The sequence below is a fragment of the Pseudoalteromonas sp. SG45-1 genome, from assembly GCF_014164135.1.
Lineage (GTDB): Bacteria > Pseudomonadota > Gammaproteobacteria > Enterobacterales > Alteromonadaceae > Pseudoalteromonas > Pseudoalteromonas distincta.
In genome coordinates this window covers 98,781-122,923 of the sequence record NZ_JACJEP010000005.1, presented here as the reverse complement: position 1 = coordinate 122,923, position 24,143 = coordinate 98,781, and the positions used below count along the sequence as shown (strand labels likewise).

At 40.2% G+C, this 24,143-nt stretch carries 18 protein-coding genes; 11 read left to right on the top strand and 7 right to left on the bottom strand.

Translation table 11 applies throughout. From position 1 onward, the window contains the following. Window positions 1-31 precede the first annotated feature (31 nt). On the bottom strand, window positions 32-649 hold the full coding sequence (locus H5117_RS06620; protein WP_182736793.1) for a LysE family translocator: 618 nt from the start codon (window positions 647-649) through the stop codon (window positions 32-34). A 71-nt stretch (window positions 650-720) separates the two neighbouring features. Further along, on the bottom strand, window positions 721-3,183 hold the full coding sequence (locus H5117_RS06615; RefSeq protein WP_182736791.1) for a prolyl oligopeptidase family serine peptidase: 2,463 nt from the start codon (window positions 3,181-3,183) through the stop codon (window positions 721-723). Between the two features lie 166 nt (window positions 3,184-3,349). Between H5117_RS06615 and H5117_RS06610 the strand changes: the two genes are divergently transcribed. The 3 genes from H5117_RS06610 (at window position 3,350) to H5117_RS06600 (ending at window position 6,914) form a co-directional block, all read left to right on the top strand. Continuing rightward, window positions 3,350-4,345, top strand: coding sequence for a LacI family DNA-binding transcriptional regulator (locus H5117_RS06610; RefSeq protein WP_182736789.1), 996 nt, complete (start codon window positions 3,350-3,352; stop codon window positions 4,343-4,345). Further along, window positions 4,342-5,571 (top strand): glycosyltransferase, encoded by a 1,230-nt coding sequence (locus H5117_RS06605; RefSeq protein ID WP_182736787.1) that lies wholly within the window; start codon window positions 4,342-4,344, stop codon window positions 5,569-5,571. The genes H5117_RS06610 and H5117_RS06605 overlap by 4 nt, the downstream gene beginning before the upstream one ends. A 116-nt stretch (window positions 5,572-5,687) precedes the next feature. After that, a complete protein-coding gene (locus H5117_RS06600) occupies window positions 5,688-6,914 on the top strand; it encodes a threonine/serine exporter ThrE family protein (RefSeq protein ID WP_002960134.1) in 1,227 nt (408 codons plus the stop codon). 477 nt (window positions 6,915-7,391) lie between these two features. Here H5117_RS06600 and poxB read toward each other — a convergent pair whose 3' ends face one another. Next, window positions 7,392-9,116: a ubiquinone-dependent pyruvate dehydrogenase gene (poxB, locus tag H5117_RS06595; RefSeq protein WP_182736785.1), complete on the bottom strand. Its 1,725-nt coding sequence runs from the start codon at window positions 9,114-9,116 to the stop codon at window positions 7,392-7,394. 316 nt (window positions 9,117-9,432) lie between these two features. Between poxB and H5117_RS06590 the strand changes: the two genes are divergently transcribed. Next, the gene (locus H5117_RS06590) at window positions 9,433-11,088 is read left to right on the top strand and encodes an RluA family pseudouridine synthase (RefSeq protein WP_182736783.1); all 1,656 of its coding nucleotides are present in this window, start codon (window positions 9,433-9,435) and stop codon (window positions 11,086-11,088) included. 179 nt (window positions 11,089-11,267) lie between these two features. After that, entirely contained in the window at window positions 11,268-13,187 is a 1,920-nt protein-coding gene (locus H5117_RS06585; protein WP_182736781.1) for a GGDEF domain-containing protein, read from the top strand. A gap of 32 nt (window positions 13,188-13,219) precedes the next feature. Here the strand turns inward: H5117_RS06585 and H5117_RS06580 are convergent, their stop codons facing one another. Genes H5117_RS06580 through H5117_RS06570 form a run of 3 tightly spaced genes read right to left on the bottom strand, consistent with a single transcriptional unit; the run spans window position 13,220 to window position 14,036 of the window. Further along, the gene (locus H5117_RS06580; protein ID WP_182736779.1) at window positions 13,220-13,438 is read right to left on the bottom strand and encodes a DUF6500 family protein; all 219 of its coding nucleotides are present in this window, start codon (window positions 13,436-13,438) and stop codon (window positions 13,220-13,222) included. Window positions 13,439-13,467: 29 nt separating this feature from the next. Continuing rightward, complete coding sequence (locus H5117_RS06575; RefSeq protein ID WP_039488404.1) at window positions 13,468-13,722, bottom strand: hypothetical protein; 255 nt, start codon at window positions 13,720-13,722, stop codon at window positions 13,468-13,470. A 59-nt stretch (window positions 13,723-13,781) separates the two neighbouring features. Beyond that, entirely contained in the window at window positions 13,782-14,036 is a 255-nt protein-coding gene (locus H5117_RS06570; protein ID WP_076924239.1) for a hypothetical protein, read from the bottom strand. A 331-nt stretch (window positions 14,037-14,367) separates the two neighbouring features. Here H5117_RS06570 and H5117_RS06565 point away from each other — a divergent pair, with 331 nt between their 5' ends. Further along, a complete protein-coding gene (locus H5117_RS06565; protein WP_008134499.1) occupies window positions 14,368-14,793 on the top strand; it encodes a hemerythrin domain-containing protein in 426 nt (141 codons plus the stop codon). Between the two features lie 93 nt (window positions 14,794-14,886). Here H5117_RS06565 and H5117_RS06560 read toward each other — a convergent pair whose 3' ends face one another. Next, window positions 14,887-15,300 carry a hypothetical protein gene (locus H5117_RS06560; protein WP_002960120.1) on the bottom strand — a complete coding sequence of 138 codons (414 nt, stop codon included), beginning with the start codon at window positions 15,298-15,300 and terminating at the stop codon, window positions 14,887-14,889. Window positions 15,301-15,717: 417 nt separating this feature from the next. Here H5117_RS06560 and H5117_RS06555 point away from each other — a divergent pair, with 417 nt between their 5' ends. The 5 genes from H5117_RS06555 to H5117_RS06535 are packed head-to-tail and all read left to right on the top strand — an operon-like array spanning window position 15,718 to window position 24,135. After that, entirely contained in the window at window positions 15,718-18,078 is a 2,361-nt protein-coding gene (locus tag H5117_RS06555) for a TonB-dependent siderophore receptor (RefSeq protein WP_182711710.1), read from the top strand. Window positions 18,079-18,088: 10 nt separating this feature from the next. After that, window positions 18,089-20,242, top strand: coding sequence for an FAD-dependent oxidoreductase (locus H5117_RS06550; RefSeq protein WP_182736776.1), 2,154 nt, complete (start codon window positions 18,089-18,091; stop codon window positions 20,240-20,242). A gap of 2 nt (window positions 20,243-20,244) precedes the next feature. Next, on the top strand, window positions 20,245-21,063 hold the full coding sequence (locus tag H5117_RS06545) for a DUF547 domain-containing protein (RefSeq protein ID WP_182736774.1): 819 nt from the start codon (window positions 20,245-20,247) through the stop codon (window positions 21,061-21,063). Further along, window positions 21,050-22,384, top strand: coding sequence for an ABC transporter substrate-binding protein (locus tag H5117_RS06540; RefSeq protein WP_182736772.1), 1,335 nt, complete (start codon window positions 21,050-21,052; stop codon window positions 22,382-22,384). Before H5117_RS06545 ends, H5117_RS06540 begins: the two co-directional genes overlap by 14 nt. After that, the gene (locus H5117_RS06535) at window positions 22,381-24,135 is read left to right on the top strand and encodes an ABC transporter permease (RefSeq protein WP_182736770.1); all 1,755 of its coding nucleotides are present in this window, start codon (window positions 22,381-22,383) and stop codon (window positions 24,133-24,135) included. Before H5117_RS06540 ends, H5117_RS06535 begins: the two co-directional genes overlap by 4 nt. The last annotated feature ends 8 nt before the right edge of the window (window positions 24,136-24,143 follow it).

Sequence of the window (24,143 nt, the reverse complement as noted above, 5' to 3'; positions counted from 1 at the left end):
AATTAATTGACAATATCAACCACTTTTTGAGCTAACCAAAAATAAGCCAAATTCCAACTAACCCCATTAAGCTACCAGCAATACGGTTCATCCATTTAATATTATCACCACGGCTTAAAAATAAACGTAAGCTTTTACCGCCTGTTGCGTAAGCTAACATACTTAAAAACTCGGTGGTCATTATAACACCAAGCAATACTAAAAGCTGAGGGGCTACAGCATGCTCAACACTTATAAAGGGTGGCAGTAGTGAAATCATAAACGCCCACCCTTTAGGGTTAGCAATTGCGGTTACAAAACCTTGCGTAAATAACGACTTCCTACTTACGTCACTTGGTTTTGAGGTATCGACCGACATTTTTCCTTTGGCTCGCCACATGTTAACGCCAATATAAATTAAGTACGCACCGCCTGCCCACTTTAAAATAGCGAACGCATCTGGGTAATTTAGCATTAAGCTTGCAACACCTAATACCGCAGCTATGGCAACACTTGCGACACCTAACAGCTCGCCTATCATCATCCATAATGTGCGGCGCACGCCAATGCTCATACCGAGTGTCATGGCAAGGGTCATACACATACCAGGCGTTATCGACACAAAAAAGAACGTAGGAATAAAAACCGCAAGTGCTGCTACATCAATCATTAATTTACTCTCATATTAAAAGCAAAAACGCGGCTATAAGTAGCCGCGCTGTTGCTTACTCATTTTTATTACTATTGACCAGCACTTACCACGGGGTCAGTAATAACCTCTACTGGCTCTGCTGTATCATTTAACAAATACTTATCTAACCACTGTTCTTGTTCCCACAACACATGTAATAAGCTTTTACGCGCACGGTAACCATGTGCTTCATAAGGGAGCATTACTAAGCGAGCATCTTTACCTAAACCTTTAAGGGCTGCGTACATGCGCTCACTTTGCATTGGGAAGGTTCCTGAATTAGGATCTTCTTGGCCGTGGATCATTAGCATTGGCTCGTTAATTTTTTCAGCATGGAAAAACGGCGACATATCAGCGTACACACTTTGTGCTTGCCAAAAATCACGCTCTTCTCCTTGAAAACCAAACGGTGTTAATGTGCGGTTATACGCGCCACTGCGGGCAATACCTGTTTTAAATAAATCGCTATGAGCCAATAAGTTAGCAACCATAAATGCACCATACGAGTGCCCTGCTATGGCAATTTTGTTTTTATCGGCAATGCCTTTTTTAACTAATACATCAACAGCTGCTTGCGCACTTGATACTAACTGCTTTCTAAAGTTATCGTTTGGCTCGCTGCCATCAATACCCACTATTGGCATTTTAGGGTCGTCAAACACGGCAATCCCTTTAGCAAGGTAAGGCATTGGGCCCCAATAACCAATGTAGGTAAACGCATAAGACGATTCGCGTACTTGCGATGCAACGGCTTTATCTTTGTATTCAAGTGGATAAGCCCACATAAGTACCGGTAACGGGCCTTGTGTTTTATCGTACCCTGGTGGTAAATAAAGCGTGCCCGAAAGCTCAACACCGTCGTCGCGTTTATAACGTAATTGCTCTTTAGTTACGCCTTTAAATGCAGGGTACGGGTGCTCAAATGTCGTTAATTGCGTTAACGTGTCGTTATCTAAATCACGTATAAAAAAGTTAGGTTGCTCAGTTTTAGATTCACGAATAGTAATAAATCGCTCACCTTCGTCATCAAGTAGTGAACGAACACGCTCATAGTATGGCGCTTCTGATTGCCATAAACGCTTGCTGCTATTTGTTTTAACATCGTACCTATCTAAAAACGGCACATTACCTTGCTCTGAAGCACCATTACCGCGCAGGTAAATATAACGCCCGCCTACAATTTTAATTACGTTTGCGCCTAAATCATTGCGCTCGTAAATTGCATTACCTGGGTCTTTGTACGCATCGTTGTAACTACGCTCTGAAAATAGCACGCGGTTTCTGTCGGCATTTCGTGGTTGCACTATGTAAGTACGTACTTGGCGATCGCTAAAGCGCCAGTCTGTCAGCATTGCTACGTTTTCGTTGCCCCACTCCATTCCAGCATAACGGCGCTCTACTTTGGCAAATAATTTAGGCTCGCGTTTAAATGGTGCACGTAAGCTGTAAACATAATCATGATGCTCAACGTCGGTTTTCATGTCGCCGCCATCTTGCGCCTCGGCCCAAATAACTTCAGCACCTTGATCGGCTCGCCATTCAAAATCACGGCGGCCAGTGCGTACACTGTCGTAACCTTGTGGAATATTATCGGCAAGTGGCTGTTTTGCCAGCTCTGCTAATGCATAGCCGCGCATGCCCCATATTTGCCACGTGCTTGCAAAGCGGCTGTAAGGCACTTGATACGAAAACGGCTCATTAATACCGGCAACTAAAATATTGGTAGAATCAGGTGATACTGAAAACGATTTAAATAAAGAAGGGCTACCTATTGCTTGAGTATTGCCATCAAGCGTTATGTAAGCCAATTGCCCTTGGCCGTAAAACTTAAACTGTGATTCATCAAACGGGCTGGTTAATAAATTTTGGTAAGTACGTGCTGGCGCTTTTTCGCCAGTACTTTGTTGAATAACAGGCACTACATTTTGGCTGTTATTTTCAAGCCTTGGTTTACCAAAATTAACAGCAAGATTTGCAACAATGGCGCTGCTATCTGGCAGCCATTTATATGGCGATGCAGTTAGTACCGAATTTAACGCAGCACTAGTTAACTCTTTTGCTTGTTTGGTTTCAACGCTGTAAAGCCATAAGTTGGCTTGGGTTGGTTGCTCAACAACAAAGGCTAAATATTTACTATTAGATGACCATTTAGGTGAGCGGATAATGCCATTAGGTAAGTTGTTAATGCTAATAACCGACCCGCTTTGAACATGCTTTAGCTCCACGGCACTAAATTTGGCACTCACACGAGAGCGCGAAAAATTAGCGGGGTTTAGCTTAATACCTGCAAGCTTAAGCTCTTCTTTTGCAAGTTCATCAAGGGTTACTACACGTTTGCGCTCAAAAAGCGCTAGCCACTGGCCATCGCTCGATAAGTAACTAGTGGGTGCTAACTTAGCGTCAACCAATGCTGCAAGTTCGGGTGATGGGGTTTGATAGCCCTGCTCGGCGTAACTTGTTGGGACTAATGCCGCACAACAAATAAAGACAACTAACAGCCTAAAAGCGCTCATGTTTTTATCCTTTTGTTATTTTTTACTCTTATAGGCGTATATAAACACGTTTTGCTTTGTTCATAAAGTATTAAGGTAAGTTAAACACCTCTAAAAGATGACTTAATAGTGCTGATTAAGCTAAACTACAGCGCTATTTATTCACCACTGCGGTACTTAAAATACAATGCATAACAAAGCCAAATCAGTCACCATTTTTGATGTTGCAGAGCGTGCTGGTGTATCAAAATCAACCGTATCCTTGGTACTTACCCAAAGCGATAAAGTGGGCAATAAAAGTAAACAAAAAATACTAAAAGCGATAGATGAGCTAGGGTACGTTTATAATCGTGATGCCGCTGCTATGCGCTCAAAACGCTCTAACTTAGTGGCCATAGTAATAAATGATTTAACTAACCCAGCTATGGCACACCTTGCTACCAGCTTAGAACTTTTGTTAAACGACAATGGCTTACAAGCCATGATTGTAAGCAGTAATAATAGCCTTGAGCTACAAGCAAACGCAGTTAAAAACTTAAAAGAATACAACGCGGCTGCATTTATTATTTGCCCCGTTGCTAATACTTGCCCCAAATGGCTTGATGCGCTCAGCGCGCAACACAAAGTAATTACCTTAATGAGTGAAGTGCCCTTTAGCGCAGCTCCGTGTGTATTACCCGACTATAAAAAAGCCAGCCACGTAGCCAGTATGCATTTACTCGCACAAGGCGTGACAAACATAGCATTTATAGGCAGTGAACTTACTTTAAGTGATTCACAAGCACTGCAAAGTGGCTTTAATACCGCATGCGCGCAGCACAGCATTACACCATTAGCACCCATTGACTGCGCAGTAAACACAGCCCTTAGCGCTAAAAATGCATTTATAGAAGCATATAAACACAACCCCACATTAAACGCAGTGGTGTGTGCAAACGATATTATTGCTCAAGGTGTTATTGCCGCTATTAACTCATTAACTCATCACTGTATTAAAGTAGTGAGTTGCCACCACATTCCTAATAGCGCGGTTATAAATAATCACTTAACCACCGTGGCTATTAGTACAACTGATATAGCTAAGCGGTGCCTTTTAATACTCCAAGAGCTACTACAAAATACAGCCCCGCCAGTAAAAACACTGGTAAATGTAAACTTACAAATTAGAGATTCTAGCCAATGAAAAAAGTGCTGGTAATTGGCTACGTATGGCCAGAGCCAAATTCGTCTGCTGCGGGAACGCACATGATGTCGTTATTAAATGCATTTAGAGCGCAAAACTGGGACGTTGAATTTGCAACGCCCGCGCAGCGCACCGACCACATGGTAAACCTTGACGACTTTGGTATAACCAGCCAAAGCATTGCACTAAACTGCGATAGCTTTGACGAATACGTTAAAGCCTATAACCCAGATATGGTCATGTTTGACCGCTTTATGATGGAAGAACAATTTGGCTGGCGCGTCGATAAACATTGCCCAAATGCCATTAAAATTCTCGATACCGAAGATTTACAATGCCTACGTAATGCACGCCACGAAGCGCACAAAGGTGAGCGCGAGTTTACAACCAGCGATTTACACTCAGACATAGCAAAACGAGAAATTGCCGCTATTTTACGCTGCGACCTAAGCTTAATTATTTCAAGTTATGAAATGAGCCTGCTAAACAGCGTATTTAAAATAGAGCCAAGCTTATTACACCATTTACCATTTATGGTCGATTTAAGCTCACTGCCTACAAGTACAAAAACGTTTGAGCAGCGCCAGCACTTTATGACCATAGGTAACTTTAGACACGCACCAAACTGGGATGCTGTACTTTATTTGCAAAAAATATGGCCACTTATTCGCAAGCAACTCCCAAAAGCAGAACTACATATTTATGGCTCCTACCCACCACCAAAAGCCACGGCACTAAATAACCCTAAAACAGGGTTTTTAATAAAAGGCTGGGCCGATAATGCGTTTGATGTAATGCAAAGCGCACGCGTATGTTTAGCACCACTTCGTTTTGGTGCAGGCATTAAAGGTAAATTACTTGAAGCCATGATTATGCAAACACCCAGCGTTACCACCTATATTGGTGCAGAGGGCATGCATAACGATTTACCATGGCCTGGTAAAATAGCCAACACCGCCGACGATTTTGCCAATGCTGCTGTTGAAATGTACACCAATCAAAGTGACTTTGAACAAGCACAGCAAGATGGCAACACGCTCCTTAATACGCTTTACGATAGAGCACAATTGAGTACGGTGTTAATTAAAAAAATCGATTCAATAAGTAGCGATTTAGAGGCTCATCGCGAAAAAAACTTTACAGGCCAAATGCTCAAACATCATACAATGCGCAGCACTCAATACATGTCGCAATGGATAGCTGAAAAAAATAAAAAATTAGATTAAAAATGACTAGACACACACCAATTAGTGTTTAAAATCGCGCCCATCAAACGTGGGCAGTTTTAGCTGTATTGTCTATATTTTTAGCTTAGTTATCGCAATATTTGGTCCAAAAAGATTTGAAAACTGCAACCTTTACAGAAAAACGCAAATTTATCGTTAAATTGGGTAAAATGCTTCACAAGTATGGTACGCCTGCTTACCGCCTAGAAGCCCACCTAATGGAAGTGGCTACATATTTAGGACTTAAATCGTCGTTTGTTATGTCGCCAACTTCGGTAACGTTTGTTATTTGGACTGATGGCCACGAAGACGAGTACACCCATGTTGCGCGTGTAGACCCTGGCGATCACGATTTAGGCTCACTTGCCGACACCGACGACCTTGTAAACCAAATGCTTGACGACAAGCTAACTTTACAAGAAGTTGACGCCCAGCTAGATGCTATCTACGACATGCCAAACCCATACAATAAACTTGTTACGGGCGTTGCGTTTGCAACTTCTGGTGGTGCGTTTGCAATGTTAATGGGTACTAGCTGGACTGATGTTATTTGGTCATCGCTTCTTACTTTAGTTGTTTATTTGTTTGTGCTTTGGTCGGGACGCTCAAAACGCGTAGCCCATATGCTTGAGCCATTGGTAGCCATAATATCGGCAATACTTGCCTGTGCAGTAAGCGTGTATATAACACCTGAAATAAACATACGCTTGGTGGTACTTTCGGCCATTATTGTATTTATACCAGGTTTAGCACTTGCGCTTGGCTTAGCAGAGCTTGCAGCGCGGCATTTAGTGTCGGGTACAGCAAGAGTCATGGACTCGTTTATGCTGTTATTTAAACTCTATTTTGGCGGTTTTATTGGCATAGGCATTGGCTTTGCACTCTTTGGGCAAGCTGACTTTGTACAACCTGAACCATTACCAAAGTGGACCGCATGGCTGGCTATATTTTTACTTTGTAGCAGCTTAATCGTTATTTTTAGAACCAAACTTAAGCACGCTGTTTGGTCTATTGCATCAGGCTTTATAGCGTATGGCACCAGTATTGGCTCGGCTATGTACCTTGATTACACGTTAGGTACGTTTGTGGGTGCTTTATCGGTAGGTATATTTAGTAACTTGTTTAACCGTGTTGCTAATGCGCCGGCTTCTATTGTGGCCATGCAAGGCTTAATTGTATTAGTACCAGGTAGCAAAACCTATATTGGCTTAAACTCACTCATTGAAGGCCAAGACTTTATATACGCAGAGCATATAGGCCAGCAAACGTTTTTAATATTTATGTCGCTTGTTGCAGGGCTAATATTTGCAAACGTAGCCCTACCGCCTAAAAAGAGTTTGTAACTGATACTGAGCACTCGCTTTACTTTAATTGAGTAAAGCGAGTAAAACATTAAACTAAAAACAACAATTGAGGCCAATGCTAAATGTTTTAGCTCATTACATTGCACTTGAGTCAAACTCAAAAACCTCATAGTGATTCCAACGTAAAAACAGTTCAGCGCTTTCTAAATAACCTAAACTCTGGATAATAAATCTATCTCAAGCAGCTATTTTCAGCGCTAACTGCGTTGAATTTACTTGCAATAGGCTAGATATTTGCGTATTCACTGGTGCGTAAACTGCTTTGCTGAGCTTGAATAAGCCATAAAACAGCCAGCGACAGTAAAACCGATTTCCATTTCATTATTGCTCCGTTCCCTCTATGAGTAGAGGTATTTTATGCGTGTTTTTATTAATTTAATAATAAAAGATGATAGTGAGGATTATTACTTGGCACTTCCCTATTGAGCAAAAGTACTCAATAGGGAAGTAACTCACTTAGCGTGACCAGTTAGTTTTGGCAAGCTCTACAATCTCGTTTCCTTTGCCGTTTATCAGCGCTTTCATCATGTAAACACTAAAGCCTTTTGCTTGCTCTAATTTGATTTGCGGCGGCATTGAAAGCTCTTGTTTTGCAGTATCGACTTCTAAAACAACAGGTCCTGAGTGGTTCATCATCTCGTTCATTGCCGATGGTAATTTTTCAGGGTCATCCACATGAATCCCTTTTAAGCCACAGGCCTCTGCAATTTTAGCAAAACTTGGGTTTTCTAAATCGGTATCGCTTGATAAAAACCCACTGGCTTTCATTTCCATAGCCACAAAACTAAGTGAGCGATTATTATAAACAACAATCTTTATTGGTAAATTAAGCTGTTTAAGCGAGATTAAGTCGCCCATTAACATCGAAAAGCCACCATCACCACACATTGCAATGACTTGGCGGTCTCTATCTACAGATTGAACCCCCATTGCCTGCGACATGGCATTTGCCATAGAACCATGATTAAACGATCCAATTAAGCGGCGCTTTCCATTCATTGACAAATAACGCGCAGCCCACACTGTTGGCGTACCTACATCACAAGTAAAAACAGCATCGTCAGCCGCTTGCTCGTTGAGTAAACGTGTTAGGTATTGCGGGTGAATTAAATTTTGCGAGGTTTTACCACTGGCAAGTTCGTCCAGATCCTGTCGAGACTCTTTGTAGTTTTTAACACATTTTTGTAAGTGCGAACTGCTCCGTTCACCTTTAATATAATCAAGCAGAGTGGTCACTGAATTTTTTGTATCGCCTAATACGCCACAGTCAATTTGCACGTGTCGCCCGAGTGACGCGGCCTGATTATCAATTTGCAATATGGTGGTATTTTCGGGATAAAATGCACGATAAGGAAAGCTCGTACCAATCATAAGTAATGTATCGGCTTCTTGCATTGCATGATACCCCGACGCAAAGCCAATAAATCCAGTCATACCGACATCATAAGGGTTATCGTACTCAATAAATTCTTTACCACGCATAGCATGCACTATCGGTGCTTGTAATTTGTCGGCTAGCGCAACAATTTCGTCGTGGGCACCCTTACAACCTGCACCACACAATAAGGTTACTTTTTTACTTTTATTAAGATAAGTCGCCATTGCTTCAATATCAGATAAAGCGGGAGTATGTGTTGCTGGCCTTGGCACGTTCCATTTTGGTTTGATAGCTTTAGACATATCTTTTAATGCTATGTCGCCAGGTAGCACAAGTACACTCACGCCTTTATTTAATATTGCTTGTCGCATTGCTGTTTCTAGCAGGTACGGCATTTGCTCAGGGCTCGACACCATTTCACAATACACACTGCATTCTTTAAATAATTCTTGCGGATGGGTTTCTTGAAAATAACTACTACCAATTTCAGATGAAGGAATATGTGCGGCAATTGCTAATACTGGTACATTATTGCGCTGACAATCAAATAAGCCATTAATTAAATGAAGGTTACCCGGCCCACAAGAACCCGCACACACCGCTAGCTCGCCTGATAAATGGGCTTCGCCACCAGCTGCAAATGCGGCAACTTCTTCATGTCGCGTTCCTAACCATTCAATTGTTCCCATTTTTCGCAGACTTTCACTAATGCCGTTAAGTGAATCGCCAGTTACTCCCCAAATACGTTTTACGCCTGCTTGTTCGAGGGTTTTTGTAATAAAACTTGCGATATTTTGACTCATAATATAGAACTCCTAAATATTCAGTTATTCTGTAAATTGATTTTTCGTCTCTGATCTATCAGGTAAGTCATCGTTTCGAAATGCGCTCAATTATTGAGAATCGATAAGCTTAAATATTTTGATAATGATAAATATATTACTACTGAGACTTTACTAACAAACGCCTATGCTTGCTGCGACCCCATACTGATACATAAAACATGAATGTCCGCTTTAAAGTGTTTATGAATATGCGGGTGCGAGATTTTTAGTGGCTTAACTATGAATATGTTATTATGCGCTCAATTATTTTACTGAATGCTTTTCTCTTACTTCTATGTCAAATTCTGCTTCTTGCTTTACATTATTTTCTCAAAATATTGATGCTCTCGCGCTTCCTGAAAAGTTTACTTTCCCTTTTTATTACGAGCCGCAACCATTAGCTGTAGCAGCCACTAAACAATTACAGCAACAACTTGAAACGTTAACGCATTTAAAAGCAGAAAATGCAGGTAAAATGTTTGGGGTTTTAGTGGTGCAAAATGCTAAGCAACAATTAGGCTTTTTAAGTGCTTATTCGGGACAAATTGAAGGTGATAAAGGCAATATTAGTTTTGTGCCGCCTGTTTCTAGCATGCAACTTCAAGATGATACCTATTTGGCTCAAAGTAAAATAATTAACGATATTAATGCTCAAATTGAGCAGTTAGAAAATAGCGAACAACTACTTGAAGTTAATAACAAACTTGATGATGCAACACAGAGCTACCAGCAAGCGCTATTAGCTCAACAGGCAGTAATGCAAGCCGGTCGTCAGCAACGAAAAATACAACGTACTGAAGGTGAATTAGAACTTAGCGAAAGTGATTTTGAGCAGTTAAAAAATAAGCTTGCAGGGCAAAGCATCGTAGAAAAAAAGCAACTGCTGGCACTTAAAGCCTATTGGCAAAATATAATCGAGTCACTGCAGCAAACACACATCAATATTTCTGATGAAATTGCTCATTTAAAAAAACGCCGTAAAACGCTTTCTAAAAGCTTACAAAAAAAGCTATTTGCACAGTACCAATTTTTAAATGCAAATGGTGAAACTACAGACTTAAATGCTATTTTTGCAGCATTACCTGAGCACACTCCTCCTTCGGGTGCTGGCGATTGTGCAGCGCCTAAATTATTACAATACGCCTATAAACATGACTTAAAGCCACTTGCTATGGCAGAGTTTTGGTGGGGAGCTGCACCTAAATCAGCAATTAGGCAGCATAAGAATTACTACCCTTCTTGTTACAGTAAATGCCAACCAATACTTGGGCATATGCTAAAGGGTTTAGATGTTGAAGATAACCCGCTACTTATCAACCCAGCTCAGGGTAAAGATTTAAGTATTGTTTATAAAGATGACGACTTACTTGTGGTAAATAAGCCCGCTGAGTTTTTATCGGTACCTGGCGTTAATATTGATGACTCAGTTTATATGCGAATCAAAACGCAGTTTCCAGAGGCATCAGGGCCACTAATTGTACACAGATTAGATATGTCGACTTCTGGGTTATTGATGATTGCGCTTAATAAACGCGTGCACAAAGCACTGCAAAAGCAGTTTATTGAACGCACCATAGATAAACGTTATGTCGCATTAGTTAATGGTAACGTAGCTGAGGATAGCGGAGTAATTGATTTACCCTTAGTGCTCGACTTTGATGATAAACCGCGCCAAATGGTATGTTATAAACACGGTAAGCCATCACTTACTACCTGGCACGTTTTAGAGCGTAACAACAATATTACCCGATTACAGTTATATCCTAAAACAGGGCGAACTCATCAACTAAGAGTGCATTGTGCGCACAGTTCAGGTTTAAACATGCCAATTATAGGCGACACACATTATGGGAAAAAAGCCGATAGATTACATTTACATGCAGAATACTTAGCATTTACTCACCCAATTACACTTAAACGATTAGAATTTGAAGTAGCCGCAGATTTTTAACAAAAGCACATAAACCGCTACCACTAAAACGTACAAATATTGGCTTTTATTAATTAAATTGATATTGTTTATGGTCTTATTTTTTTCAATGATGAGTATAAGAAACAGTTCAAACCCAAGTTTATTAAGCAATGCGAAAAAGTATTTCAATAATAAAAATAAATCAGCAAAGGATTAACATGGCTAACAATACACAAATAAAGATTTTAGGTAATACTTTATGGGCAAAGTATATTGTTCTCCTTTTATTTTTACTTTTTAGTAAACTTGCCTCTGCTAACGGCGATTCATTAAATGCAACTTCACATGCGCTAGACTTTGACACGACTCAAACTCTCATCAATAACATAAAACTAAATGAATTAGACTATCTTCAAAATGGAGACAAACTCACTCAAGCGTTTAAAATAAGCAAAGATCAAAATTGGGAAAAGCTTCATCTAGAAGCGGCCGCTTTGTATGCGGAGTTACTTTTTAGACAAGAAAAATACGCAGCGTTAAATACTCACTTATCCTATTACTTAAAGAACAAAGAGTTACCAAACCAAAAAAGTGTGTATTTATTATTTCTCGAATCACAACTCAAGTCTCTAGCGAGGGATGCAAACCCAGCTCCAGCACACACGCTAGCCACAAAATTAGAAGAGAGCTTGCAACAGCATTCATCTAAAGAAAAAATTATTATTTTACGAGCACTTGCTTACTATTACACCGATACTGATGCATTGAAAAAGACCCTAAATGTTGCACTAGAAGGGCTAGAATTAGCATTAAAAGATGACGACTCAGCATCTCAGGGATACTTTTTTAGAAAAATAGCCGATGCATATAATTATCTAAACGAAAAAGACAAAGCCATATATTATGCAAAAAAAGCGGTTGCAGCATATGAGCAAACACAAGATGGGCTTTTTACTGCAAAAGCATATTGGAGTTTAGGCAATATATTGCTCGAGATAAAAAAACCTAAAGATGCCTTAATATACCTAGACAAAGCATTGCTCTATTTTAAAAAAGCTAATATGCAAAAAGGCTTAACCTTTGCCCAATACTCAATTGCTAGCATTGAGTACTTACAAGCAAACTACGATAAAGCTTTAACTTTAACTAAAGAGAACATTGAGCTTGCTCGTTCTGCAGGTGTACACGACATGCAACTCGCATCGCTCATTTTGTTAGCTGACATATATATAAAACTAGATTTACTTGATCAAGCAAATGAAGCAAACGATGAGGTATTTTTAAACTTAGATAAATTCAGCCGCAGTATTTATAAAGCCGATTTTTTAAGTAAACGCTATGAGCTAAAGCGACGCCTCAACTACACTGACGAGGCTTTTGAAGCAATTGAACAAAAGCTCCTTTATACAAAAGAACACTACGAAGCTACCAGTGAAAGTAATATAAAAACACTACAGGTACAGTTTGAAGTAAAAGAAAAAGAAGAAAAAATACAGCAACTAGAGTACGCAAAAGACATTAGTGAACTACAAGCTAAAGAAGAGTACCAACAAAAAATAATTTGGCGACTTAGCGCTGCTATAGCGTTTATTTTAGTGATTGCTTCATTATTTTTATTTTATCGGCAAGCTCGACAACGTCAAAAATATCACGATATTTCATTAACAGATTATCTAACAAATAGCCCTAATCGCAGAGGAATAATGCGCGCAGCAGAAGCAAAGCTCAGTGAAGGTAAAATGACGATAGCAATTGTTGACTTAGACTACTTTAAAAAAGTTAACGACCAATTTGGTCACGATGTTGGAGATTTAGTTCTTATTTCCTTTGTAAAGGCTGCAAAAGAAACACTAAGTGGTGATCATCAGTTTGGCCGCTACGGCGGCGAAGAATGGTTGTTTGCACTAAATTCGGTTGACGAACTAGCTATTCGAGATATCTTTGACCAGCTCGCCACTAGGTTTACCGAGCATTGTAGTAATATAAAAGACCTTCCTAGTGATACAAAAATCACTTTTAGTGTGGGAGCCTCTGTAAGTAGCCCTTTAAAAAACACACTAGATGTTCTTATTAAGCATGCAGATAAATTACTTTATAAAGCAAAAGAAAACGGAAGAAACCAAGTCGTTGTTGATTAAATACAGCTAAAAGTACTTGCTCAGTTAATTGACTAAAGTCCATCTAAAACCATCTGTTTAATTTTATGTGCTTTTACAAAATGATCTAATTTATGGGTGTGTATCCACCAAGTAGCAGCTTCCATAAGTAGCTCTGGGTCGTCGTTTTTATTAGCAAAAAATGCATAAAAAGAAAGCCCTACATTTTCGCCTTTAACTGCTATTTTTTTATCGCACACGGTAATTATTTTTGCTCTTAGTACTTCCCTCATACATACCTTATTTAATTATATTTTTACTATTAAAATACGCCATTTAAAAAGCTAACGATTAGCTGTAAAAGGCTTCTATCAACCAAGCCATGATTCTCAAGCTCTTTATTAGGCGTATTTACTTTTGCAGCTTTGCATTCATTATCTAGTGTCTCATTTTTACGTGTATCGGTTTCGTATGCAATATCTGCTTGTTCCATACATTTTGCCGAGCCTGCGTAAGGCTTCGCCGCACAAGCGCTTAGTAATAAAAAAAGTGGAATTGCTATCAATAATTGCTTCATAACTAATCCTATTTTTACGCAACTTATTTACTTTAAATTACAGTTGCAAGTTAGCCTATTTACTTTTCTACCACCATTACAAAAAATTCAAAAAAGAACGTACCGATGGCATCAAAAAAAGTGTTATTTTTTTCATCCTTTTTAATTTGTGCGCTAATGCATTGATTGTAAACCTGTGAGCTTGTTTGAGCGCCATTTCGATCAACCATTTCAGCCTCTTCAATGCATAAGTTAGGGTCAGAACGCGGGGCTGTACTACATGCACTCAGTAAAGCGCACAGCAATAATGCGGCGACGGGGCTTTTTATGTTCATCCTTAAACTATCCTATTAAGTTAACGTGCTACCTGCATTTATGTGTGAGAGTAATATATAGGTTGTACCCAAATAACACTGGCACTTTATCACTGCAATAAAATAAACAACCAGTAAATATTTGTAAGGTTCTGTAGGGATTTATACTCACTTTTATAATTGAACTGCGCGAAAGCCTGAAATTATTGCATTCATATCACTGTAAAATTTACAGTGATCGCAGCCAAAGAATAAAAAATAAAATTAAATTTATTAAAATACAATAACTTAATATTTGGCATTTAGTTTGCTAGTTAATGATATAAGCAAATAAATTGTAAAAGGACTAGTTATGAATATTTTTGAAGCACTACGTCATGACCATGACAAACAACGAGAATTGGTAGATGCGCTTATTCAAACACACGGCGACACAGAGCAGCGCCACACGCTAATGGATGAGCTAAAAACAGAATTAGAAAATCACGCAAAATTTGAAGAACGTTACTTTTATAACCCACTTATGTTTGATGACTTAACTCATGAAAAAGCGCGCCACAGCGTAGCTGAACATCACGAAATTGATGAATTAATTGAACAACTTGAAGATACCGAAATGAGCTCGTCTGCATGGTTAGTTGCAGCTAAAAAGCTACACCATTTGGTACATCATCATTTAAGTGAAGAAGAACACGAAGTGTTTCAATTAGCGGGTAAAGCACTTACCGAAGGGCAAAAAGAGAGCCTTGCTGAGCAATACAACGACGCTATGCATTAGTTGTAAACACGCAAACCGACTTCCACACACTCCCTGTGTACTTATTGGTTATAAGCCTTATGGCTTATAACCAATTTTTTTGCATGTACTTTATTACTTTACAGTAAATTTCACGTCTTGGTCGCGTAATAAGTAAAGTGCAAAACACGCAGCCCACATTGGCCATGCAGTAAAGAATAATAAGTTATTAAAGCCATCTATGTACTGGTTGTAAGAAGAAAGCGTAGATAAGCCATGCATTACAAAAATGATACCGTACGTTATACGCTTTTTAATACCTGCTAAAAATGCTAAAACAAGCACTAACTGCACCGCACCAATAATGTAAGCCACTATATCTGTAGAGCCACTAATACCGTAAAAATGTTCAAAAATACGTGCGCTATGCCCAGGATTAACAAACTTATCGAATGTCCACATAACCATTACAATAAACACGCCTAAACGCAAAGATAAAAGTGACCACTGCAAACGGTTTTGCACATCAGAATTCATTGAACCTGTCATAAAATTTCCTTAAATGAATATTAATAAACGTAGAAGTAACCTAGACCGTATAAGTTATTTTTTATTTCAAAAATTTTTAATTAAATTCATTAGTTAAGCCATGCAGTACTAAAAGTGAAGCTTATTTAAGTAATTTAAAAATGCTGCATAAAAGTTAACTCTTTTAAAATGTTAGCAGGTTGAAAGTAGTCTATAATTAAAAATTCTATTAAAAGCATATATTTACATTCAGTCTAGTACAATCGCTGTATTAATATTTTATCAACTAATAAAACAATACTACTTAATTACCATCTTTATAATGCATCTGTTTTGTTATGTTCTAAAAAACAAAAAGAATCAAAATTTTACTGAAAGTTATTTTTAATCCTTTCGGTCTTTATCGCCAACAACATTTTAACCGTAGAGAGAAAACGTTTGAAACACGCATATTTAGCACTTTCCCTAGCCACCATATTAAATACACCACTTAATGCTTTTGCAGCCGAAGAATCAAAAACAGCAAAAGAAGGCGCAATTGAGCGTATTGAGGTGGCAGGCCAAGTTATTAAATCTCAAGGTCTTTCGGTTAAAAATGCCACTGTAGACGGCCCTTTTGGCGACAACTTAGCTCTACGAGATATAGCCCGTTCAGTAACACCAATTTCAAGCGAGTTAATAGAACAACTCAATATTACGACTTTACAAGACGTACTTGCAGTCAGCCCTAATACCTATTCAGCCAGTGGTTTTGGGGCACCAAGTTTACCTACTATTCGTGGGCAACTAGGTGAGCTTTTCCAAGATGGTACACGCCGCCAAGCAGGTAATAATGGCTTTGGTGTGCCGTTATCGTTCAACTCTATAGAACAAATAGATGTAGTAAAAGGCGCGCCACCGGTATTATTTGGTTCAAGCCAACGCAACGGTGGTTTTGTAAACTTACATTCTAAAAAAGCATCAACTGACGACAGTAAAGGCAAAGCAACGGTATCTGCAGGACGATGGGATCAGTACAGTGTTTTAGTTGATTACAGTGCACCTATAGTAAAAGACAAAGTAGGTTTTAGAGTAAGCGCTGAACACATTGATAACGGCAGTTACTACGACTTTTCGGGCACGAAAAGCGACAGCCTATTTGCAGCACTTAGGGTGTTACCTGATGACAAGAGCAGCTGGGATATTAACTTTGAGTTATACCAAGTTGAATTTACCGATAACGCAGGTATTAACCGCCCTACTCAAGCGCTAATAGATAATGGCCTTTATATTACCGGCCAAGGCGTGCAAGTAAATGGCAGTACAGTTCCAGCGGCAGGTTCTATTGTTTCACCTACTGGGCAAGTAAAAATAGACCGTAGTACAGTACTTACCGACCCTGACAATCAAAACGAAGCCACTACTTATTTACTACACAGTATTTATAAGCGTGAACTTTCAAACAACGCATCAATAAAAAACATTACGTATTTTCAGCACTTACAACGCGAAGAAATTGCACAAAATAGCTTTGTTGAAATTATAGATGGTGCCGATACCGCGCAGAACCGTACCGAACTGACTTACCAATGGAGCAACGAACAGCAAACAATTTTTGCTTTTGATGTGCGTTACAACCGCGTGCTAGGCTACAGCCAATTTACAACAGAAGCCGACCTACCTATTGATTTAACTGGCCCAATTTCAAATCGCCGCATTCCTTTAACTGATTCACAACAAGCGCGTTTAATTGAAATTAGCCCAGGTGTATTTGTATCCCCTGGTGGTCAGTACGATATTAATAACGATGGCAGCGGCGACTTTAACTTATCAGACACTACCGATTCGCGCTCATGGCAAACGGGTTTTGCTATTCAGCAAGATTCAGATTGGACAGATAAGTTTCATACAAGTGTTGGCTACCGCATTGATTTTTATGACGTAGACGCGCACGACCCAATAGCACCAGAGGGTGAAATTGCAGCGAGCGATAGCATTAACGATAAGCTACATTCGGGGCAAGTAAGCTTTAATTACCGATTAAATGGTGATTACACCACTTATGGTGCAGCAAGTTACAACGAAGCCACATCAAATAGCATGGCTGGCGGCACGTCTCTTGGTGGCGACAACACGATTAGCGCGCAAAACTTTTCAACCGAAAATACCTTAGTTGAATTCGGTTTAAAATACGCACCAACCGACAGTGATTGGTACGCCGATGGTGCAGTGTTTAGCCAACGTCGTAGTTTACGTAATCGCGATGGTAGTAATACCGGCATTCGTACTACCGGCTTTGAAAGCCAAGTATTCTATGATGCTTACCCTTATTGGTTAAGTGCCGGCTACAGCTATATTGATGCTCGCTACGATAATTCTGCAAGTAGCCAAGATTCAGCGCAAGTAGCAGATGCATTTGACAACTCACGTCCAGATATTATTGCAGGTACCAGTGTTGGCGCACCTAGCTTTACCGCGTTTGCACCTTCAAACCGCCAAGTTCAGGGCATCCCTGAGCAATCTTTCAGCTTTAACGGAAATTATTCAATTAATTCGAAATGGCAAACGGGTTTTTCAGGTCTATATACAAAGAGTTACCCATTAGACTTTTTGGCGACAGTAAAAATTCGTGATCAGTACACCCTAAACGTAAATACTAGCTATGCTTTTACGCCTAATACCAAGTTACGATTAGATGTGAACAACGTGACGAATCAAAAAAACTGGCGCCCAGTATTTGAAGGCGGTTACTTTGGTGCAACTTTAGCTTTTCCTGAGTTGCCAATTAACGCCAAGTTAACCCTTACGCATAGTTTTTAAGAGAGAGAACATGATTAAAAAAATATTTCTATTATTGATTGCAGCGGCCGCCGTCGGCCTGTTCTTTCATTTTGACTTACACCAACTACTTACGCTTGATGGCTTAAAAGGATCGATGGATCAGTTTAACCAATACAAAGAGCAGTCACCGTTACTCGTTATTGGTGGGTTCTTTTTACTATACGTAGTAGTAACTGCTCTCTCTTTACCAGGCGCCGCTATTTTAACACTTGCCGCAGGTGCATTGCTTGGCTTAGTTGAAGGCTTATTGGTTGCATCTTTTGCCTCAACTATTGGCGCAACACTTGCCTTTTTAGTATCGCGTTACTTACTACGTGACACTATTAAACAACGTTTTCCTGAGCGATTAGCCGCCATTGATGCAGGCGTTGAAAGAGAAGGTGGATTTTACTTATTTACGCTTAGATTAGTGCCGGTGTTTCCGTTCTTTTTAATCAACTTACTAATGGGTGTTACTTCAATAAAGTCTTGGACTTACTACTGGGTAAGCCAAGCAGGTATGCTCGCCGGTACATTTGTATTTGTTAACGCAGGTACACAACTGGCGCAAATAGAAAGCTTATCTGGAATTTTATCATTCAACTTAATCTTATCATTCGCTTTATTGGGTATATTCCCATTCATTGCAAAAGGAATCTTAAACGTGTTTAAAAAGCGTCGCGTATACAAAAACTACACTAAGCCTAAAAAATTCGACCGTAACATGATTGTTATTGGCGCAGGCGCAGGTGGTTTGGTAACAAGTTATATAGCCGCTGCTGTTAAAGCAAAAGTAACCCTTATTGAAGCGGGCGAAATGGGCGGTGACTGTTTAAACTATGGTTGTGTTCCAAGTAAAGCAGTCATTAAAAGCGCTAAAATTGCAGAACAAATTCGCCATGGTGAAAACTACGGCCTAGAAAATGCGACACCGCAGTTTTCGTTCAAAAAAGTAATGGCACGTGTACACAAAGTAATTGCAGATGTAGCACCACACGACAGTGTTGAGCGTTACACTGACTTAGGCGTAGATGTCGTAAAAGGCTACGGTAAATTAATAGACCCGTGGACTGTAGAAATTAAACTTAACGATGGCGGCACGCAAACACTTACCGCTCGTACTATTGTGATTGCCACTGGCGCGCGCCCATTTGTACCGCCACTACCTGGTATTGAAGAAACTGGCTATGTAACAAGCGATACGTTGTGGAATAAATTTGCAGAGCTAGATGAGGCACCTAAAAAACTTGTAGTACTTGGTGGTGGTCCAATTGGTAGCGAATTAGCACAAAGCTTTGCACGTTTAGGTTCAAGTGTTACGCAAATTGAAATGGCGGAGCGCATCATGATCAAAGAAGATCTTGAAGTGTCTACTTTTGCTCACGAAGCGTTAACCGAAAGTGGCGTTAATATTTTAACATCGCACCAAGCACTTCGCTGTGAAACGCGCGATGGTAAAAAATATATTGTTGTTAAACATAACGACAAAGAAATAGATATTGAATACGACGAGCTATTATGTGCCGTTGGTAGAAGTGCACGCCTTAAAGGTTACGGTCTTGAAGAGCTAGGCATTGAAACAAACCGCACAGTAGTAACTAACGAATACCTAGAAACACTGTACCCAAATATTTTCGCAGCTGGCGATATTGTAGGTCCATACCAGTTTACACATGTGGCAGCTCATCAGGGTTGGTACGCAGCGGTAAATGGCTTATTTGGTCACCTTAAAAAGTTTAAAGTAGATTACCGTGTTATTCCGTGGACTACGTTTATTGACCCAGAAGTAGCACGTGTTGGCTTAAACGAGCAAGACGCAAAAGACAAAGGCATAGATTACGAAATCACTCGTTTTGAATTTGAAGAGCTAGACCGTGCAATTACCGACAGCGCCACTAAAGGCTTTATTAAAGTGATTACACCCAAAGGCAAAGACAAAATATTGGGTGTTACCGTAGTATCTGAACACGCTGGCGATTTAATTGCTGAGTTTGTACTGGCAATGAAACACGGTTTAGGCCTTAACAAAATACTCGGTACTATACACAGCTACCCTACTTGGGCTGAAGGTAACAAATACGCAGCAGGTGAGTGGAAACGCGCTCATGCACCTGAAAAAGTGCTTAACTTGCTTGAAAAATACCACACTTGGCGCAGAGGTTAATTATGTTTAAAACACCTCTAAAAGCATTGCTACTTGGTTCGGCTTTAGTTGTAACATCGTTTGCAACGTCATTTTCGGCCCAAGCCCAAAACATGCACGACAGCTGGAATGCATTGTTAAATAAGCATGTTGTCGCTATTAATCATAATCACAGTACTGAGGTTGATTACGCTGCTATAAAACGTGAGCATGCACAACTAAAAACGTATTTAGATTCGTTAACGGCTGTAACGCGAAGCGAATTTGACGCGTGGGAAAAGCCTAAGCAACTCGCTTTTTTAATCAATGCTTATAATGCGTGGACTGTTGAACTTATATTGACTAAGTACCCTGATATTAAGTCAATTAAAGACTTAGGGAGCTTTTTTAGCTCACCATGGAGTAAAGAGTTTGTGCCATTACTTGGCAAAACTCGCAGCCTTGATGATATAGAGCATGGTTTAATACGTGGTAGCGGTAAATACAACGACCCACGTATTCACTTTGCAGTAAATTGCGCGAGTATTGGTTGCCCAGCGCTTCGAGAAGAAGCCTATACAGCCACTGATTTAGAGAGCCAATTGCAAGAGCAAACAGTGCGCTTTTTATCAGATATGACACGCAATATGGCTCAAGAAAATACGCTAAGCGTGTCTTCAATATTTAAATGGTACGGCGATGACTTTGAAAAAGGTTTTAGAGGTGCAAACACGCTACAGCAGTTTTTCCTGCAATACAGCGACGCACTTAAACTGATACCCGCTCAGCAAAAAGCACTTAAAAATGATGACATGAAAGTTAAATTTTTAGACTACAACTGGGATTTAAATGTTCGCCATTAAGTTTTGGCAAACACAGGCGCGATACAGCTTTTGCTGTGTCGCGTTTTGCGTTTGTGCAATCGCAAATTTAGCTGCTTTTTCGAGCACTGCGTTTGCTAATACCGTTATTAACTCTAATAGTAAAAGCAATTTAGTAATAAACACACAACAGGGTTCTCGCTGGCAACAAGTTCAAGCACTTGGTAGCAATCAAGATGTATACTTTTATGCATGGGGCGGCGACGCGCAAATAAATGCTTATATTCAATGGGCAGCACAGCAAGTTAAAACTAAGTACAACATTAACCTAGTGCATGTAAAATTAAGTGACACCAGCGAAGCAGTAAGCCGTGTACTTGCCGAAAAATCAGCAAACAATAACAACCAAGGCAGCGTAGATTTAATGTGGGTCAACGGAGCTAACTTTGCCACCATGAGTGAGCACTCTCTGCTTTTGAAAGAATGGGCAAATAAACTCCCCTACTTTGCATTAACCGATCCGGCTAATAACCCTGCTGTAACCTTTGATTTTGGTTTACCTACCAATGGGATGGAAGCGCCATGGGGTCAAGCATCACTTACGTTTTATTACGACAGCATTGCAGTAAATGGTAAGGCAAACAATAAATTGCCGACGACATTAAACGAATTATTAAACTGGAGCGCACAAAACCCTGGTCGCTTTAGTTACCCAAAGCCGCCTGACTTTTTAGGTATGAGCTTTTTAAAATACGCCTTAGTTGTGCTGCATAAGCACAGCAGCGAAAACATTAAAGCGCAGCTAAACCAACCAGCTACAACTAAAAATACGGCGCAAGTGTTAAATCCACTGTGGGACTTTTTAGATAAACTACACCCAACTCTTTGGCGTGGTGGCACTCATTTTATGCAAAGTGGTGCTCAAATGCGCCGCCTTGTGGACGATACAGAGCTGAGTTTAGCCTTTACTTTTTCAGCACCTGAAGTACCGGCAGCTGTAAAACGCTATGATTTACCAAACAGCATTCGCAGTTACGCAATGAGTGACGGCAGTTTAAGTAATACCCATTTTGTGGCAATCCCTTACAATGCAAGCCACCAGCAAAGTGCGCAATTAGTGGCTAATTTTTTACTCAGCCCTGAGGCGCAAGCCCAAAAACAAAAAGCGCATATATGGGGCGATAAAAGCGTACTTATTCAATCAACGTTAACGCCCGATCAGCAAACCTTATTTAAAACAGCTAAACCACATCCAAGTGCACTGCCTTTAAACAGTATTAAACGCACATTGAGCGAACCTCATCCAAGCTGGGTAAACGCCATTATGCAAGGTTGGCAAACCCGTTATGGAGTAAGCCAATGAGCGTTATTTCAAAAAGTGTACCGATTAATACCAAAGCAACAACGCAGTGCAGCACCGATATGTTTACGCGCATTGTAAAATTTAGTCCGCGATTTTTACTCGCTTTACTTATACTACCCGTACTTGGTGGCTTAATTAGCGTCTTGCTGCCTGCCTTTGGTTATGCGCCCGTACTTGAGCAAACAACGTTTAGCTTGCAAGGTTTTAATGCCCTTTGGCAAACACCAGGCCTTACTCAAATGGTTACCTTAAGCGTTGCAACGGGCTTAATAAGTACTCTGCTTTCATTTATCATTACCTTAATGATTTTAGCTGCGTTTTTTAATAGCCCTTGGCTTAACCGAATTCAGCGTTTATTGAGCCCTATATTAGTGATACCTCATGCCGCAGCGGCTATTGCAGTAGGGTTTTTAATTGCCCCTTCAGGTATGATTTCACGCTTAGCGTCGCCTTGGTTAAGCGGCTGGGAACTTGCGCCAAACGGCATGTTTCCGCATGATTCATTCGGTATTAGTATTATTTTAGGCTTAACACTAAAAGAGCTTCCCTTTTTATTACTAATGGCACTGGGCGTACTTGCTCAACCTGAGCTTGGCAAAAAATTACGCCAACAACATAAGGTTGCGCTTAACTTGGGTTATTGCCCAATGACCGCCTTTTTTAAAGTAATACTGCCAAGCCTTTATCCGCTGCTGCGTTTGCCCCTTTTAGCGGTGCTTGCCTATGCAAGTGCCAGTGTAGAAATGCCACTCATTTTAGGGCCAAATACACCACCCACGTTAGCCGTTGCAATAATGCATTGGTTTAACGATGTTGATTTAAACCTGCGCATTAAAGCCTCAGCGGGCGCTTTATTACAACTGGCTGTTACAGGTGGGTTATTAGCCCTTTGGCTTGGCGCAGAAAAGGCCGTAAAAGTGCTATTTAGCGACTCCCTCACTAATGGAGTGCGCGAATACGGTGGGTTTTATTGGCAAAAAATAACGGTCGTACTCACCACATTAGTAATTAGCTTTATATTGTTGTCGCTTATTGGTTTAGTTATGTGGTCGGTTGCAGGCTTTTGGCGCTTTCCAGATGCAATGCCTGAGCAATTTACACTACTGCATTTTAAAAGTGCGCTAATGCAAATGAGCAGCCCGCTTTTTAATACGCTAGCAATCGGTTTAGTAACCACATTATTTGCCATTATTCTTACTCTATTGTGTTTAGAATCAGAGCAATTGAGTGACAAACCGATTTCTCGTTTTACCAGTTTAATTATTTACTTACCGTTATTAGTACCCAGTATTGCCTTTTTGTTTGGGCTAGTATGGATACAACAATTGGTAAATAACCAAGCCGCATTTTTTAATGTGGTACTTACGCATTTACTGTTTGTGTTGCCTTATGTGTTTTTGTCACTTGCGAGCAGTTATAGGCGCTTAGACCCTCGTTTTGCTCATGTGGCAGCAAGCCTAGGCGCAGCACCATGCAAAGTGTTTTTTAAAGTAAAACTACCTCAGTTGTTTGCCCCTATTTTAATTGCAGCCGCACTGGGCTTAGCTATTAGTTTTGGACAATACCTCCCCACTCTTTTAGCTGGCGGCGGGCGCATAGCCACAATAACAACCGAAGCCGTTACGCTTGCCAATGGCGCAAGCAGACGCACCAGTGCCGTGTACGCTATTATGCAAATGGCGTTGCCACTTATTGGATTTATACTGGCATGGGGTTTACCTAAATATTTTTTCAAAAGTGCACGTGCTTAAAAGTGCAC

Bases quoted from the DNA above. Each gene is read 5' to 3' on its own strand.
- H5117_RS06610 (WP_182736789.1), top strand. From the start codon at position 3,350: ATGCATAACAAAGCCAAATCAGTCACCATTTTTGATGTTGCAGAGCGT.
- H5117_RS06575 (WP_039488404.1), bottom strand. From the start codon at position 13,722: ATGAAGCAATTATTGATAGCAATTCCACTTTTTTTATTACTAAGCGCT.
- H5117_RS06565 (WP_008134499.1), top strand. From the start codon at position 14,368: ATGAATATTTTTGAAGCACTACGTCATGACCATGACAAACAACGAGAA.
- H5117_RS06590 (WP_182736783.1), top strand. From the start codon at position 9,433: ATGTCAAATTCTGCTTCTTGCTTTACATTATTTTCTCAAAATATTGAT.
- H5117_RS06535 (WP_182736770.1), top strand. From the start codon at position 22,381: ATGAGCGTTATTTCAAAAAGTGTACCGATTAATACCAAAGCAACAACG.
- poxB (WP_182736785.1), bottom strand. From the start codon at position 9,116: ATGAGTCAAAATATCGCAAGTTTTATTACAAAAACCCTCGAACAAGCA.
- H5117_RS06605 (WP_182736787.1), top strand. From the start codon at position 4,342: ATGAAAAAAGTGCTGGTAATTGGCTACGTATGGCCAGAGCCAAATTCG.
- H5117_RS06545 (WP_182736774.1), top strand. From the start codon at position 20,245: ATGTTTAAAACACCTCTAAAAGCATTGCTACTTGGTTCGGCTTTAGTT.
- H5117_RS06615 (WP_182736791.1), bottom strand. From the start codon at position 3,183: ATGAGCGCTTTTAGGCTGTTAGTTGTCTTTATTTGTTGTGCGGCATTA.
- H5117_RS06570 (WP_076924239.1), bottom strand. From the start codon at position 14,036: ATGAACATAAAAAGCCCCGTCGCCGCATTATTGCTGTGCGCTTTACTG.
- H5117_RS06580 (WP_182736779.1), bottom strand. From the start codon at position 13,438: ATGAGGGAAGTACTAAGAGCAAAAATAATTACCGTGTGCGATAAAAAA.
- H5117_RS06550 (WP_182736776.1), top strand. From the start codon at position 18,089: ATGATTAAAAAAATATTTCTATTATTGATTGCAGCGGCCGCCGTCGGC.
- H5117_RS06560 (WP_002960120.1), bottom strand. From the start codon at position 15,300: ATGACAGGTTCAATGAATTCTGATGTGCAAAACCGTTTGCAGTGGTCA.
- H5117_RS06620 (WP_182736793.1), bottom strand. From the start codon at position 649: ATGATTGATGTAGCAGCACTTGCGGTTTTTATTCCTACGTTCTTTTTT.
- H5117_RS06585 (WP_182736781.1), top strand. From the start codon at position 11,268: ATGGCTAACAATACACAAATAAAGATTTTAGGTAATACTTTATGGGCA.
- H5117_RS06540 (WP_182736772.1), top strand. From the start codon at position 21,050: ATGTTCGCCATTAAGTTTTGGCAAACACAGGCGCGATACAGCTTTTGC.